Origin of the sequence: Pseudomonas sp. NY5710, from assembly GCF_013305665.1 — a bacterium.
Classification (GTDB): Bacteria; Pseudomonadota; Gammaproteobacteria; order Pseudomonadales; family Pseudomonadaceae; genus Aquipseudomonas; species Aquipseudomonas juntendi.
This window is the reverse complement of sequence record NZ_CP045554.1, coordinates 1,931,501-1,945,678: the sequence shown is the minus strand read 5'-3', so window position 1 is coordinate 1,945,678 and position 14,178 is coordinate 1,931,501. Positions and strand designations below refer to the sequence as shown.

10 protein-coding genes are annotated in these 14,178 nt (G+C 64.3%); 3 read left to right on the top strand and 7 right to left on the bottom strand.

Annotated features, from left to right (window positions below):
* Positions 1-155: 155 nt before the first annotated feature.
* The 3 genes from GEV39_RS08675 (at position 156) to GEV39_RS08665 (ending at position 5,061) form a co-directional block, all read left to right on the top strand.
* The gene (locus GEV39_RS08675) at positions 156-1,115 is read left to right on the top strand and encodes a hypothetical protein (protein WP_173888309.1); all 960 of its coding nucleotides are present in this window, start codon (positions 156-158) and stop codon (positions 1,113-1,115) included.
* On the top strand, positions 1,112-4,291 hold the full coding sequence (locus GEV39_RS08670) for a T6SS effector BTH_I2691 family protein (protein ID WP_173888307.1): 3,180 nt from the start codon (positions 1,112-1,114) through the stop codon (positions 4,289-4,291). The genes GEV39_RS08675 and GEV39_RS08670 overlap by 4 nt, the downstream gene beginning before the upstream one ends.
* A 164-nt stretch (positions 4,292-4,455) precedes the next feature.
* Positions 4,456-5,061 carry a DUF6708 domain-containing protein gene (locus GEV39_RS08665; protein WP_249414331.1) on the top strand — a complete coding sequence of 202 codons (606 nt, stop codon included), beginning with the start codon at positions 4,456-4,458 and terminating at the stop codon, positions 5,059-5,061.
* 101 nt (positions 5,062-5,162) lie between these two features.
* Here the strand turns inward: GEV39_RS08665 and GEV39_RS08660 are convergent, their stop codons facing one another.
* From GEV39_RS08660 to GEV39_RS08630, 7 genes are all read right to left on the bottom strand, one after another.
* On the bottom strand, positions 5,163-5,858 hold the full coding sequence (locus tag GEV39_RS08660) for a response regulator (RefSeq protein ID WP_173888305.1): 696 nt from the start codon (positions 5,856-5,858) through the stop codon (positions 5,163-5,165).
* Complete coding sequence (locus GEV39_RS08655; RefSeq protein ID WP_173888303.1) at positions 5,855-8,509, bottom strand: DUF4118 domain-containing protein; 2,655 nt, start codon at positions 8,507-8,509, stop codon at positions 5,855-5,857. Before GEV39_RS08655 ends, GEV39_RS08660 begins: the two co-directional genes overlap by 4 nt.
* 3 nt (positions 8,510-8,512) lie before the next feature.
* Positions 8,513-9,076 (bottom strand): potassium-transporting ATPase subunit KdpC, encoded by a 564-nt coding sequence (kdpC, locus tag GEV39_RS08650; protein ID WP_173888301.1) that lies wholly within the window; start codon positions 9,074-9,076, stop codon positions 8,513-8,515.
* A gap of 10 nt (positions 9,077-9,086) precedes the next feature.
* Positions 9,087-11,141, bottom strand: a complete 2,055-nt coding sequence (gene kdpB, locus GEV39_RS08645; RefSeq protein WP_173888299.1) for a potassium-transporting ATPase subunit KdpB — start codon at positions 11,139-11,141, stop codon at positions 9,087-9,089.
* 9 nt (positions 11,142-11,150) lie between these two features.
* Positions 11,151-12,845, bottom strand: a complete 1,695-nt coding sequence (gene kdpA, locus GEV39_RS08640) for a potassium-transporting ATPase subunit KdpA (protein ID WP_173888297.1) — start codon at positions 12,843-12,845, stop codon at positions 11,151-11,153.
* Between the two features lie 9 nt (positions 12,846-12,854).
* Positions 12,855-12,944: a K(+)-transporting ATPase subunit F gene (gene kdpF / locus GEV39_RS08635; RefSeq protein WP_033690477.1), complete on the bottom strand. Its 90-nt coding sequence runs from the start codon at positions 12,942-12,944 to the stop codon at positions 12,855-12,857.
* Positions 12,945-13,119: 175 nt separating this feature from the next.
* On the bottom strand, positions 13,120-14,172 hold the full coding sequence (locus GEV39_RS08630) for an AI-2E family transporter (RefSeq protein ID WP_047149931.1): 1,053 nt from the start codon (positions 14,170-14,172) through the stop codon (positions 13,120-13,122).
* Positions 14,173-14,178: the final 6 nt, after the last annotated feature.

Genomic DNA, 14,178 nt, shown 5'->3' with positions numbered 1-14,178 from the left:
CCCAGCGCCCGGCTAAGCCAATAGGTGCCGGCGGTACGGTGCGGGCAGATTCAAAAAAAGAAAATTCCTACAGCCCGCTAAGACTCCAGTAACTGCCCACTGAAGCGATTCCTCGCTAGATTCGCGCTCGCCATCCGGAAGAAAAGGAACTTCTCATGTCGAGCCAAGCCGCACGCGGCTACCAGCAGTCGGTGGATGACTTCGCGCACCGCCACCGCCACCGCGATGAAGCCTTTTACCTGCTGCTGGCCCCCTTCGCTGGCTGCCCGAGCGGGCACCCGCTGGACATCACCATGCTGGCCGAGGCGCTGGGCAGTGACGCCGTAACGCGCATCGACAGCAGCGGCCTGGTGCAGGCCCCTGAACGCTGGCCTGCGCTGGTGCGCCTGGCCCGCCCCGGCCAGGCATGCGGCGCTCTGGCCGCATTGAGCGCAACCTACGCCGCCCGAGAGGCTACGGCCACCTGGCACTATGTGTGTGCCTGGTTGCTCAGCGATCAACCCGCCGAAGCCATTGCCCGGCACATCAGCCAGCAGTGCCATGTGCTGCATCAGCCCGCCCCGCATGGCATCACGGCCTGGTACGAACCCGTGAGGCTGGCGTTGCTGCGCGTCACCCTGAACAATGCTGGCGCAGTACTCGGGCCAATTCGCAGCTGGCTGCATCCCGATGGTTGCGGCAGTTGCACGGTGCTCGAACGGCCATCGCCGGCTGGCGAGCTGCGCATCACCCGTGAAGTCCGCGCAACCCAGAACGTCGCGCCCCAGATCATTCAACTGCTCAGTGCCTGGCATCGCCTGGCGACCACGCAAACTGGCGCCCCCCGTGGCCAATGCCCAGGCTCATCCGGCTTGCCGGCCAACGCCCCCGTCCATGTCATGAACCTGATGATCAGGGCCTTCAGGCAGGGCCTGCGCGACCGTGCCGATATCCAGTGCATGTGCCTGCACCTGCTCATGATCCACCCCTTGCTGCTGCAGCACCCGACCATCCAGCGCGACGTGGCACAGGCAGTGGCTGGCCAGCAGCGCCTGGCAGCCTGCTTCGCCCGCTACGGCGACAGTACCTGGGCACGCATCGTCGCCGACCTGCCGCCAGCAAGAGGCTACTCATGAGCATCAGTGCAAACATCCATGCCGCCATGCAGGAAGAAATCCCCAACAGCCACGGTGGCTGCAACGCCTGCGGGCGTATTGGCCTGCCCATCCTGCTGCTGCGCGAGGCCTATGCCCCGCGCCCCGATGCCGGGCACCTGTTTCGCTGGGCCAGTGATAGCGAAATCACCTACCACCCGATGCATACCGACCAGCTCCGCCTGTTGCGCCAGGGTTACGTCTACGTGCTGCTCGACCAGGCCACCTGGCAGGCCTACGCAGTGGCGGCCGATGCCACCTTGCAGCGGTTTCCGGTATCGCAGATGCCGCTGGGGCCGCCCAGGCCATTGCCCAAATGGTGTGCCACCGCAGGCCATGACGTCATCGCCTCGTTCATCAACCTCGACACGTCGCTGTACCGCACCGCATGGGTTGCCTTCGCCAACGATCCCTGGCCGCGCACCGTGCTCGACCGCTACCGCAAAGGCATCGCCCAGTCAGACCCAGCCACCCTCGCCCGCTTCGTCGAAGTCGACCTGCACCGCGCACGCAATGACCCCGCCAGCCTCGGCATCGCCATGACCGACAGTTTCCGCTTCGGCATGGAGGGCGTGCTCGAGTTCTCCACCTTTTCATCGGCCCGGTTCACGAGTGCTCACGGCTTCTACAGCCGTTTGGGTCGGTGGTCCGAAACCCACAACTATCTGCGTACCGTCATTGCCCGGGAACAACTGCCAAACGGTGTGCTGGCACTGACCTTGCCCGACCCCGTCGGCATGGTGGTGGAACTGAACGCCCAGCGCACAGGTTGGGTCCAGGCCATGCAGGCGTGGCGCGCGCAGCCGCAGCGGCACTTCGAGTACTTCACCTCCCAGGCGTTGCTGGGCATCCAGCAACTGCACGCGGCCACGGCCGCCGCACAGGGCGCCGAGGCAGCTGAGCGTGAGGCACGCCAGGTCGAACAGTGGAACAACAGCCCCGTCGGCATCAAGGCGCACCTGCCGCCAGTGGATATCGCAAGGCAGACACGCCGCAACACCGCCCGCAACCAGGAGCAAGCCCGGGACCGCTTGCAAGCGCGCTATGACGAAAGCGCCCGCGCGGCGTTCCAGGCTGGCTACGACCGTGAACTGCACCACTGGCAGTCGATGATCGACCAGGTTGCCCAGCTGTACGCGCTGCACTTCGCTCAGCCGGCGTTCCACCAGATCGGTCGCTTCGACTACGACGCTGCCGACCCGGTCTCGGTCGAGTACTTCATCCAGATGATGGCCGACTGCCTGGCCGGTGGCCCTAGCGAACTGATGCCCGAGGAAGGTCAGCCGCTGGGTATGACGCAGCTCGTCTGGCAGCACCTGCTGGAAGACGAGCACAGCTTGTTGTACCAGGCGCTGATGGCCAGGAACCAGACGCTGCTGCAGCACGTGATCGGCGGCTTGGCAGGCGACGACTTCGGCAAGGTCTACGACATCATCAAAGCCATCGCTGGCACCCCCGAGGGCCAGTTGCTGATGGTCAAGCCGCTGCAGGATGCCATCGGTCAACTGCTGGCCGCGACCACCAGCGCAGGGAATACGCTCGCCCAGCACCTCAGCGAACGCAGCCGCACCCTGGTCGGCCATGTGCACCGTGCGGCTTTCGCGCTGTATGCCGGGCAGCACGTAACCCCGCTGCGGGTTTCATTGACCGCCGGCGAGTATCTGAGCGTGCTCGACGAGGCCCTGCAAATCCGCACCGATGCATTTTTGCAGCAAGTCGACCAGCAGTTCCGCGACCCCGTGGGGCGCAAGGTCCGCGCCATGGTGCTGAGCGGCGCAATCCATATCGCCGCGGTCGGTAACCGCAACCAGATGATCGACGTGGTGCTGTGGACCTTCGAGAGCGCCGAGCAATTACAGGCACGGTTGGTCCAGCTGAAGTCGTCGACGGCCGAAGGTTTCGGCGCGCTGGTGCGCAATGTGGCGATCGGTGCAGCCTCGGTAAAGGCACAGGTGTCTGCCGGGCTGCAGATCAGTTCGATGGCGGCGCAAAGCGTGGCCAGCGATGCAATGCGTAGCCTGCGGGATGCGGCGACCGGTACGGGCAGCGTCGGCCTGCTGCTTGCGCTGGGCGGGCTGTGGTTTCAGCAGGACAGCCTGCGCAGAAATTACCGGGCGTTACAGCAAACACATCAGCACAACCCCGAGGCGCAGGCGGCGGTCTGGTCTTCATCGCTGGGGGTGCTGGGTGCCAGTGTTGAGGCCGCAGGACTGGTTGTTGCGCAGGTATTCGCACGTACACAGCGCCCTGGGCAGATACTAACGGCGGGTTTGGGCATCAGTATTGCGCGGTACGGCGGTGGCATCGCGGCGATGGCTGGTGTTATGGATGCCGTGCAGTACTGGAATGCCGGCCTTCGAACTGGCCGTGAGGGTGATGAGTTAGCGAGCCTCTCATACAAGCACGCAGCCGCAGCATCAGTACTCTCTGCTGGCGCTGGCATTGTTAACGCCGTATTGACGACCTCTCTTCTCATCGCGCTAGGCACTGTTGTTTTACTTGGACTGGCGGCCTACGCACTGGCGATAAACGCCAAAGACCATGAGTCTTCATTGTTAGAGCTGTGGACACGACACAGTAAATGGGGAAAGCCAGAGGGCCATCGACGCTGGATCGAAGACAAAGACCTCGACAACGCTGTTAGCGCATTCAATGCAGCAGTCATTGGTCTACACGCTTACGTGTCGATCGAAACGAGATTTCATTCCTCCCACACCGCAAATACGCCATATTCAGCAGGAGGGATGCTTAATGACGGAAACGCTGTTGCGGCGGGCTTCTATCTAGACGTAAATCTCAGTCTGCCGAACCCGACCTCCGAATTGACGCAGTACGAATGGCATCTTGTAATAATCCCATCACGCGTTGGTCAACCATGTTGCATCGCCGCTTATAACTCTGATACCGGGAGAATCGAATACAACTCAAGAGCTTCAGAAGGTGTCCTCGCTGAGCCTGCGAGTCTCGATAAACACTTTATCTTCAAAGCCCTCGACAGAACCATTCGCATCACTGGCTCACTTCCCCTTTCGGACAATCATAATATAGAGGGGATAGAGTTGACTCTTGCCTATTGGCCCAACAGACACGATAAATCGAACCATGCAAAAGTGATAACAATCGAGAATAAAATTAATTCCACCTGGAGTATCTTCTAATGCCCCGGCCGCTACTGAATCCTCCTTGTGCTGGTTGGAAGGAAGACCTTCCCCTACCCGATGCTCCCTGCACAAGTATACCTGGCTTAGGTTACCAACCCCCAAACCACCAAGATTCAATCTACCTTGAAATAGCTAGAGCTATAAGCGGAGCCAGGGAATTAATGGCCATAATTTCACTGCCCGTTATTTTTTTCACTGCCTACTTACCCATTGAGACAATAAAAACTCTCGAACAATTTGACTTTGAGTTCCTAATCATTAGCATTTTTTCATTAGTCAGCGGAGTATGGGGATCCGTTTTTTTCATTCGAATCAGTCTATCTCTCCCCCGCGACGAACCCATTCGTTTCAACCGGAAACGAAAAAAAATCTATGCCTACAACTTCAAATACTGTTGGTGGAAGCCTTTCGGAACCTGGAGAGTCGAGCCAGTCTGCTACGACTGGTCGCAAGTGCGCGCCGAGCGCTGGTTTCAGCGTGGCCTGCCGGGAAGCGGTGCGCCCAGTTTCAAATGTGGGGTGGTGCTGTCCATCGTCGCACCCGGAACGAACAACGTCATCGACCGGTTTCCCCTGAGTACCATGGGGGCGGACCAGCATGCCTGGGCTTACATCTGCACTTACATGCAGCAAGGCCCCAGCGCCTTGCCCCCACCTGGGGAGCCCAAGGATCACAACGACGTACTCTGGTGTGAGTTCGCCTTGCGCCTGGCCCCTAAAGTGGAGTGGCCGGCCGAAATGGATCTGGAGTCAAGAACCGCACCTTGAAGTCACCCGATGCTCAATTCACCGGGCGAAGAACCTGTTCCACCCCAGGCAGCCGCGCGGTCGGCGCTGCGTGATCCCGCCGCAACGAGCGCGACTTTCCGCTAGGCAACAGGCGCCACCAGCCTATACCCCACCCCCGCCTCGGTGATGATGAAGCGTGGCGCCGTAGGGTCATCGCCTAGCTTCTGGCGCAGGTGCCCGACCACGATGCGCAGGTAATGGGTATCCTCCACATGGCTGGGCCCCCAGATATCCTTGAGCAACTGCTGCTGGGTCATCACTCGCCCCGGGTGCCCGGCCAGTAACGCCAGCAGCGCATACTCCTTGCGTGTCAGCGCCACTTCCACGCCCTCCAGGGTTACCCGGCGAAAGGCGAAGTCCACCGTCAACGGCCCGAAGCTGGCCGCCACTTCCGAGCCCCCGGCTTGCGGCACCTGGCGCAGCAATGCACGGACCCGGGCGAGAAATTCCTGGATACCGAACGGCTTGGTCACATAGTCGTTGGCCCCACTATCCAGCGCATCGACCTTCTGCAGCTCACTGGCACGCACTGACAGCACCAACACCGGGACCGAGCTCCATTCCCGCAGCTCCCGCAACACCTGCTGGCCGTCCATGTCAGGCAGGCCCAAATCCAGCACGACCAAATCCGGCTTACCCAGGGCCGCCTGGGCCAAGCCTTCGGCGCCGGTAGCGGCCTCAAGCACCTTGTAACCTTGCGAGGCCAGGCTGATACGCAGGAATTTGCGGATCTGCGGTTCATCGTCGATAACCAACAGGGTGGCGGGCTGGCTCATGGGCTTTCACTTTCGGCTGCAGGTTGCGGGGGCAGCGGCAAGCATAAAGTGATGCCGGTGCCCTGGCCATCAATGCCTTCGCCCACCAGGATCTGCCCGCCATGGGCACCGATCATGCCCTGGCAGATGGCCAGGCCCAGGCCGGTACCCTGCCCGCCGCGATCGCCACGGGCGGCGGTGTAGAACATGTCGAAGATCTTTTCGCGATCGCCCACGGGAATGCCCGGCCCTTGGTCGCTCACGGTCAGGCACAGCCGCTCGTCCTGCACCGCCACCCGCAGTTCCAGCCGACCATTGGCCGGCGAGAAGCGCGCAGCGTTCTCCAGCACATTGACCAATGCCTGCTCGATCAATGCCGCATGCACGAACAGCAGCGGCAGATCACCGGGCACGTCGGTGTGCACGCGAAGCGGCGCCAACACCACGCGCAGGCGGTTGAGCGCACTGCCAACGATATCGGCTGGCGCCACCCAGTCGCGGGCCAGCTTGAGGCCACCGTGCCCCAGGCGTGTCATGTCCAACAGGTTCTGGATGTAGCGGTCCAGGCGCTCGGCCTCGTCGCGGGTGCCCTCCAACAGCTCGCGGCGGTCGTCGAGCGGAATCGCTTCGCCCAGCGCCAGCAAGCTGTCGATGCTGCCGCGCATGGCCGTCAATGGGGTGCGCAGGTCGTGGGACACCGAAGCCAGCAAGGCACTGCGCAGCTGCTCGGTCTCGCCATGCAAGCGCGCGGCTTCCAGTTGTTCGGCAAGGCGGGCCCGGGCCAGGGCCTGGGCCAGCGGCTGGCCAAGGGCGATCAGCAGGCGCCGACGCGGGTCGCTCAGCGGCTGGCCTGAACGTGGGCGCACGCCCAACAGCGCCAGCGGTTGCTCATCCACCGCCAGTGGCCACCACCACCAGCGCCCCTCCGGCAGGGTGTCGCTGCCGTGCCCGGCGGCCTGCCCGTGTTGCCAGGCCCAATCGGCGGCGGCCCGCTCGGTGGCGCTGAAGCCCTGCTGCTCGCCGCTGGCCACCTGCAGCTGGCCATCGGCAGTGCGCTGCAGCAGGCACACTTGCAGGTCGCGCCAGCCGCCCAGGTGCTGCCCGGCGGCGTTGAACACGGCCTGGCGGTCAGTGGCCACTGTCAGCCTGCGCGACAGGTCGAGCAGTTGGCTGGTCTGCGCCTGGGTTTCGCGCAGCGCCTGCAGCTGGCGGCGCTGGCGGGCGGCCAGGTTGCCGGTAAGGGCGGCCATCAGCAGGAAGAACACCAGCGTCAGCACATCTTCTTCGCGCTGGATGCTGAACGAGAAATTGGGCGGAATGAACAGAAAGTCATACGCCAGGAACGACAGTGCCGCGCAGGCCAGGGCCGGCCCCAGGCTGCTGCGTACCGCCACCAGCAGCACCGCGGCCAGAAACACCAGCGAGATGTTCGGCAGTGCCAGCACGCTCGACACCGCCCAAGCCAGGCCTGCGGCCATCCCGGTGGCCAGCAACGCCAACAGGTAGTGCCGCCAGACCCACACCCGGCGCACCGCCGAACGCGGCGCCGAGGGCTGTACATCGCGGTCCAGCACGTTGATTTCCAGCCCATGGCTTTCACGCAACAGCCGGGCAGCCACCCCTGCACCGAACCAGCGCCGGTGCACACGGTCGCGCGACTGGCCGACCAGTACCAGGCTGGCGCGCCGCTCGGCCGCATGCTGGATCAGCGTGCGCGCCACTTCACCGGCGCGCAGCAGCACCACTTCGCCTCCCAGGCGCTCGGCCAACTGCTGGGCCGCCTGCAGGCGCTGGCGGGCTGCCTCGTCACGCAAACGGCCGTTGTCCACGTGCACCAGGCTCCACGGCAAGTGGCGGCGCTGGGCCACGCGGCTGGCGTGACGCACCAGGCGCTCGGCCTGATCATCGCCATCCACACCGACCAGCAGCCGGCCGCGCAACGCGGGGGCTGCCTGCCCGCGCTGGCGGTAGCCATGGGCCAGGTCGGTATCGACCTGGGCGGCGGCCGTCTGCATGGCCAGTTCGCGCAGTGCGGTGAGGTTGGTTTGCGAGAAAAACGCATCGATGGCGGCCCGCGCCTGCTCGGGCACGTACACCTTGCCTTCACGCAAGCGTTCCAGCAGCTCACGCGGTGGCAGGTCGATCAGCACCAGCTCAAAGGCTTCCTGCAGCACCCAGTCAGGCAAGGTTTCGCGCACGTGCACGCCGGTGATGTCGCGCACCTTGTCGTTGAGGCTTTCCAGGTGCTGCACATTGACCGTGGTGTACACGTCGATGCCCGCGGCCAGCAGCTCCTGCACGTCCTGCCAGCGCTTGGCGTGGCGGCTGCCGGGGGCATTGGTGTGCGCCAGCTCATCGACCAGTGCCAAGGCTGGCGCACACGCGAGCAGGCCGTCGAGGTCCATTTCCTCAAGGGTGACCCCCCGGTACTGGCTGCGCAGCATGGGCTGCTGCGGCAAGCCGGCAAGCAGCGCCTCGGTTTCGCAACGGCCGTGGGTTTCGACCACCCCGGCCACTACCTGCACGCCCTGGCGTTGCTGGGCATGCGCGGCTTGCAGCATGGCGAAGGTCTTGCCCACCCCCGGCGCAGCACCGAGGAACACCTTCAGCCGGCCACGGCCGGTGCGCGGCAAGGTAGCCAACAACGCGTCTGCACGCGCGGAATCACTCATGTTTCATCCTTTGCTCTTGCTGGCGAGCTTTTCCAGGGCCCGGTTCAACGCCAGCACATTGACCACCGGCGGGCCGATCAAAGGCCTGAGGGTGGCCTCTTCCTGCAAGGCTTGCAAGCGCGCCACAGGCAACTGCCGCGCCGCTGCGACCCGGGGAATCTGGTAGGCCACCGCCGCCGGTGGCAGGTGCGGGTCCAGGCCGCTGCCCGAGGTGGTCAGCAGCGCCTGCGGTACCGGCCCTTGCTGGGCCTGGTACAGCAGCGCCGCATCACCCTGGACCCGCTCCACCAGCGCCGGGTTGCTCGGCGCAAGGTTGCTGGCGCTGCTGGCCACGGTGGCATACGCGCCTGCCGAAGGCCGTGAATGGAACCAGCCATCGCCCTGGAAGTTCTGGGCAATCAGGGCCGAACCCCGCACCTGGCCCTGGTCATCGCGCACCAGGCTGCCATTGGCCTGTACCGGGAAAGCCACTTGGGCCACGCCGGTCACCGCCAGCGGGTAAAGCGCCCCAGTGATCAAGGTCATCGTCAAGGCCAAGCTCAAGGCAGGGCGTAGATAAGCGTTCATGGTGGCCTCCTCAGACCAGGTGCAGGGCGTTGAGCAACAGATCGATCAGCTTGATGCCGGCAAACGGCACCACGATGCCGCCCAACCCGTAGATCAACAGGTTGCGCCGCAACAGGTGGGCAGCGCTGGCCGCCTGGACCCGCACACCCCGTAGCGCCAAAGGAATCAGCACGACGATGATCAGGGCATTGAACACGATGGCCGAAAGGATCGCGCTTTGCGGGCTGGCCAGGTGCATCAGGTTGAGCACACCCAACTGCGGGTAGATGGCGGCGAACAGCGCCGGCAGGATGGCGAAGTACTTGGCCACGTCATTGGCGATGGAAAAGGTGGTCAGCGCCCCCCGGGTCACCAGCAACTGCTTGCCGACCTGCACCACGTCCAACAGCTTGGTCGGGTCGCTGTCCAGGTCGACCATGTTGGCCGCCTCGCGCGCCGCCTGGGTACCGTCATTCATGGCCATGCCCACGTCGGCCTGGGCCAGCGCCGGGGCGTCGTTGGCACCGTCGCCGCACATGGCCACCAGACGGCCGTCGTTCTGCTCCTGACGAATGCGCGCCAGCTTTTTCTCCGGCGTGGCCTCGGCCAGCACATCATCCACCCCGGCCTCCGCTGCGATGGCAGCAGCCGTCAACGGGTTGTCGCCGGTCACCATCACGGTGCGGATACCCAGCTTGCGCAATTCGGCGAAGCGTTCGCGGATGCCAGGCTTGACCACGTCCTTGAGGTGGATCACCCCAAGCAGGCGCTTGTCCAGGCACACCAGCAAGGGCGTGCCACCGCTCTGGGCGATGCATTCAACCTCACGGGCCAGCGCTGGCGGCATGTCCAGGCGCTGCATGCCGACGAATGCCAGCACCGCATCGACGGCACCCTTGCGGTAGCGGCGCTGCTGGAAGTCGATGCCCGACAGACGCGTTTCGGCACTGAACGCCACGGCTTCGTAGTGCCCGGCAGGGGGCTCGACAACGTCATGCAACTGACGCAGGTACTCGACGATCGACTTGCCCTCGGCGGTGTCGTCGGCCAGCGAGGCCAGCAGGGCACCCTCCCCCAGTTCCCGCGCGGTGACGCTCGGTGCGGCGTGCAGCGCGCTGCAACGGCGGTTGCCGAAGGTGATGGTGCCGGTCTTGTCGAGCATCAGGGTGTGCACGTCCCCGGCCGCTTCCACGGCACGGCCCGAGCGGGCGATCACGTTAAGCCGTACCAGCCGGTCCATACCGGCAATGCCGATGGCCGACAACAGGCCACCGATGGTGGTGGGGATCAACGTCACCAGCAAGGCAGCAAGAAAGATCAGCGGCAAGCTGCCGCCGACAAAGTGGGCGAATGGCTGCAAGGTCACCACCACGATCAGGAAGATCAGCGTCAGCCCGATCAGCAGGATGTCGAGGGCGACTTCATTGGGGGTTTTCTGCCGCTTGGCACCTTCGACCAGGGCAATCATGCGGTCCAGGGTGGACTCGCCCGGGTTGCTGGTGATGCGGATCACCAGCCAGTCCGAAACCAGCCGGGTGTTACCGGTGACGGCCGAGCGGTCGCCGCCGGATTCACGAATGACCGGCGCCGACTCACCCGTGATCGCTGCCTCGTTGACCGCTGCGATCCCTTCGAGCACCTCACCATCGGCGGGGATCATTTCACCGGCCACCACACGCACCACATCGTCTTTGCGCAAGGCGCCGGCAGCCACCGTTTCATAGTGGCCGTCACGCTGACGGCGCTGGGCGGTCAAGCCTTGGCTGCCGGCCTTGAGGCTGTCGGCGCGGGCTTTACCGCGCCCTTCGGCAAGGGCTTCGGCAAAGTTGGCGAACAACACGGTGAACCACAGCCACAGGGCAATCTGCACGGCCACGCCGCGGCTGACGCCACTGTCAGGGGCAAAACACAGCACCGTGGTCAGCAGCGCAGTCACCGCCACCACCAGCATGACCGGCGAGCGCTGCAACTGGCGTGGGTCGAGCTTGACCAACGCCTGTACCAGCGCTGGGCGCCACAGCGCCGCAAAACGGGTCTGGTCTTTGGCACTGTGCCGGGCTTTCATTTCAGGAATGGGCATATTCATGGTCGATCCTCAAAAACCCAGGCTCAAATGTTCGGCGATCGGCCCAAGGGCCAAGGTCGGCAGAAACGTCAGGCCACCGACCAGCAGGATGGTCACCAGCAGCAGGCCGGTGAACAGCGGGCCGTGGGTGGGGAAGCTGTTGACCCCAAGGGGCGCGGCCTTCTTGGCCGCCAGGCTGCCGGCCAAGGCCAGTACCGGCAGGATGTAGCCGAAGCGGCCGATCAGCATGGCCAGGCCGATCATCAGGTTGTGGTACACCGTGTTGGCACCGAACCCGGCGAACGCCGAGCCGTTGTTGGCGGCACCCGAGGTGTAGGCATACAGCAGTTGGCTGAAACCATGCGCCCCCGGGTTGCTGGCCGCCCCCGCCGGGCCCGGCAGGCTGGCGGCAATGGCACCAAGCACCAGCACACCCAGTGGCATCACCAGCAGCGTGGCCACCAGCAACTGCACCTCACGGGCCTGCAGCTTCTTGCCCAGGTACTCCGGCGTACGACCAATCATCAGCCCCGCCAGGAACACGGCGATCAACACGAACAGCAACATGCCGTACAGCCCCGCGCCGACACCGCCAAAAATCACCTCACCGACCATCATGTTGACCATCGCCACCATGCCAGTCAGCGGGTTGAGGCTGTCGTGCATGGCATTGACCGAGCCATTGGATGCGGCAGTGGTGGTCACGGTCCACAGTACCGAAGCGGTAGTCCCGAAGCGGCTTTCCTTGCCTTCCATGGGGCCGCTCTGCTGGACCTGTTCGCCTGCAAGCGCCGGGTTGGGCTGGTGCTCGGCCCACAGCGCCGTGCTGCCGCCAATCAGGAACAATGCGAGCATGCAGGCAAGGATGGCGCGGCTCTGGCGCAGGTCCTTGACGTAGTGGCCGAAGGTGAACACCAGGGCCGCCGGAATGAGGATGATCGATGCCACCTCGAACAGGTTGCTCCAGGCCGTGGGGTTCTCGAACGGGTGCGCCGAGTTGACGCCGAAAAAGCCGCCGCCGTTGGTGCCCAGCTGCTTGATGGCGATCTGGCTGGCGGCCGGGCCCAACGGGATGGTCTGGTCGGCACCTTGCAGGGTCAACGCGTGGGCGTAGTCGGCAAAGGTCTGCGGAACGCCCTGCCATACCAGCAGCAGCGCCAGCAACAGGCACAACGGCAGCAAACCGTAAAGGGTGGCGCGGGTCATGTCGGCCCAGAAGTTGCCCAGCGTTGCGCTGCTACGCCGGGCAATACCGCGGCACAGCGCGACCAGCACGGCCAAGCCCGTGGCGGCGCTGACGAAGTTCTGCACCGTCAGGCCAAGCATCTGGCTCAGGTAGCTGACCGACGCCTCGCCGCTGTAAGCCTGCCAGTTGGTATTGGTGACGAAGCTGACGGCGGTATTGAATGCCAGCGCCCATTCCTGGCCAGGCAGGTGCTGCGGGTTGAGGGGCAGGTAGCCCTGCAGCAGCAATACGGTGAATAAAAGCACAAAGCCGGCCAGGTTGAAGCTCAGCAACGCCAGGGTGTACTGGCGCCAGTTCTGCTCCTGGCGCGCGTCTACCCCAGCCAGCCGGTAGCAAGCCTGCTCGACCGGGCCGAGTACGGGTGACAGCCAGGTGCGCTGGCCTTCCATGACCTTGAAATAGAAACGCCCTAGCCAGGGTGCCGGCAGTAGCACCAGGGCGAAGAATGCCAGGAGCAAGGCGTAGTCGTAACTGTGCATGGCCGCTCCTTAGCCGCGATCGGCGCGCAAAAGCGCCACCAGCAGATAAAACGCCAAGGCCACTGCCAGTAGCAGTGACAGCCCGTCGAGCATGTTCATGTGTGGTTCTCCCCGAGATGCGGCTTGGGCCGCGTTGGGGAATTGTCCGAGGAAGGGGTGTAAAGGAACGAGATGGAGGGGCAGTGATGGGTATAAAGAATGCGTAAAGATCAGGGTGTCGAGGCGGCGGCGCGGCCCGCTTCGCGCATGCCTGCGCGAAGCGGGCCCGTACAGGCTAGTGCTGGGGCGGTTGCTCTACGGCGTTACGGCTCCAGTCCAGCAACAGGCTGTAGCCGACCGCCAGCAAGGTAGGCCCGATGAACAGGCCAATGAAGCCGAACGCCAGCAGGCCGCCGAACACGCCCAGCAATACGATGACCAGCGGCAGGTTGCCGCCCCGGCTGATCAGGTAGGGCTTGAGCACGTTGTCCACGCCACTGATGACGAACGTGCCCCAGATACCGAGGAACACCGCCATGCCGTACTCGCCCTTCCACACCAGCCAGGCGGTGGCCGGAATCCAGGCCAGTGGCGGCCCCATGGGAATCAGGCTGAGCATGAAGGTCACCAGGCCGAGCACAATGGCCCCCGGCACGCCGGCGATCAGGAAGCCGATCAACGCCAACAGCGCTTGGGCCGCTGCGGTACCAATCACCCCGTTGACCACCCGCTGGACGGTGGCGGCCACCAGCTCCAGGTAATATGCGGCACGGTCGCCCATCAAGCGGTGCAGCAAGCGCAGCACGAACGCCGACAAGCGCGGCCCGTCACGGTAGAAAAAGAACACGAACACCAGGCTGAGTGTGAGTTCCAGCACGCCGCTGCCGATTTGCGCGCTGCGCGCCAGCAACCAGTTGCCAACCTGCCCCAGGTGCGGTTTGACCGAGGCCAGCAAGGCTGCCCCCTGCTGGTCCAGCGACTGCCACCAGCTGACCAGGCGCTCGCCCACGAACGGCAGCCCCCCCAGCCAGGCCGGGGCATCTGGCAGGCCGTCGACCTGCACGTCACGCACGAACGCAGTGGCATCACGGATGTGGTCGGCCAGGTTGAAACCCAGCCACACCAGCGGTAACGCCACGATCAGGATCCAGGCCATGGTCAGCAGGCTGGCCGCCAGGGTTTCGCGCCCCCCCAATACCCGCGTGAGCAGGCGCATCAACGGCCAGCTGGCAAAGGCCAGGATAGCCCCCCACAGCAATGCCGATATGAACGGCGCCATCACCCAAAGGCCCGCCCCCAGCAACGCCAGCAGCAGAATCTGGACCAGCAGGCGATCATTGTTGACCATCGCAGC